This window comes from Nocardia sp. NPDC059228 (assembly GCF_042754245.1).
GTDB lineage: Bacteria > Actinomycetota > Actinomycetes > Mycobacteriales > Mycobacteriaceae > Nocardia.
In genome coordinates, this window is sequence record NZ_JBHZAL010000130.1 from 1 (window position 1) to 1,251 (window position 1,251).

The window sequence follows — 1,251 nt, forward strand, 5'->3', positions numbered from 1 at the left end:
TGACCGATACGTCGAAGGCACGGATACCGGGAAAGGCGAGGAGGGCGATGCGTTGGGGAGTGGGGGTGGATGCGTCTGCCATGCGTGGCAGTAAACCATCGACCGCTGACTTCTGTACCTCTGGAGCAGGCCCGTGCCCGGCGGCAGCATGGGTCCATGGAGATAGCTGAGAACGCGGCGCTGGTGGTCATCGATGTGCAGCGGGGATTCGAGGAGGTGGAGTACTGGGGTGTGCGGAACAACCCGGAGGCGGACGGCAACATCGCCGCGCTGATCGACGCGTGGCAGGCGAGTGGGCGGCCGGTCGTGTTCACGCGGCACGACTCGACGACGCCGGGCTCACCGTTGCGGCCGGGGTATGAGGGGAACGGCTTCAAGGAGTACGTCGAGCGGCGGCGGGGGAAGGGCGCGGCCGGGTCGGAGCTGCTGGTGGTGAAGAGCGTGAACTCCGCCTTCTACGGCACACCGGATCTGGGTGCGTGGCTGAAGGCGGCGGGGATCGGACAGCTGGTGGTGGCGGGGATCCAGACCAACATGTGCGTGGAGACCACGTCGCGTATGGCGGGGAATCTCGGCTACGAGGTGTTCTTCGCGTTCGACGCGACGTACACCTTCGGCCAGGAGGGTCCCTGGGGTTGGGAGTTGAGCGCGCAGGAGCTGGCGCGGGCGACGGCCGTGTCGCTGCACGGTGGTGGTTTCGCGAAGGTCGTGACGACGGAGGAGGTGGTGAAGGCGGCGTCCGGCTGACCGTGCGCCGAAGGCGTGGGGGTCAGCCGTTGCCGGAGGCGAGTTCGCGGCTGCGGTCGCGGGCGGCTTCGATCGCGGCGATCAGGGCGGCCCGTACGCCGTGGTTCTCCAGTTCTCGGATGGCGCTGATGGTGGTGCCCGCCGGGGAGGTCACGGCCTCCCGGAGTTTCACCGGGTGCTCGCCGCTGTCGCGCAGCATGACCGCGGCGCCGATGGCGGCCTGGACGATGAGGTCGTGGGCCTGGGCGCGGGGCAGGCCGAGGAGGATGCCGGCGTCGGTCATCGCCTCGACCAGGAAGTAGAAGTACGCCGGGCCGGAGCCGGAGAGGGCGGTCGCCGCGTCCTGCTGGGACTCGGGGACGCGGGCGGTCTTGCCGACGCCGCCGAAGATCTCGTCGGTGTGGTTGAGGTCGGCGGGGGTCGCGTGGCTGCCGCCGGAGATGACGGACATTCCTTCATCGACAAGGACGGGGGTGTTGGGCATGACGCGTACGACGGAGATAC

At 69.0% G+C, this 1,251-nt stretch carries 2 protein-coding genes; one reads left to right on the plus strand and one right to left on the minus strand.

Annotated features, from left to right (window positions below):
* Positions 1-156: 156 nt before the first annotated feature.
* Complete coding sequence (locus ACFXKA_RS42945; protein ID WP_379431900.1) at positions 157-747, plus strand: cysteine hydrolase family protein; 591 nt, start codon at positions 157-159, stop codon at positions 745-747.
* A gap of 22 nt (positions 748-769) precedes the next feature.
* Here the strand turns inward: ACFXKA_RS42945 and ACFXKA_RS42950 are convergent.
* A partial coding sequence (locus ACFXKA_RS42950; protein WP_379431901.1) for a pyrroline-5-carboxylate reductase family protein occupies positions 770-1,251 on the minus strand: 482 nt, incomplete at its 5' end.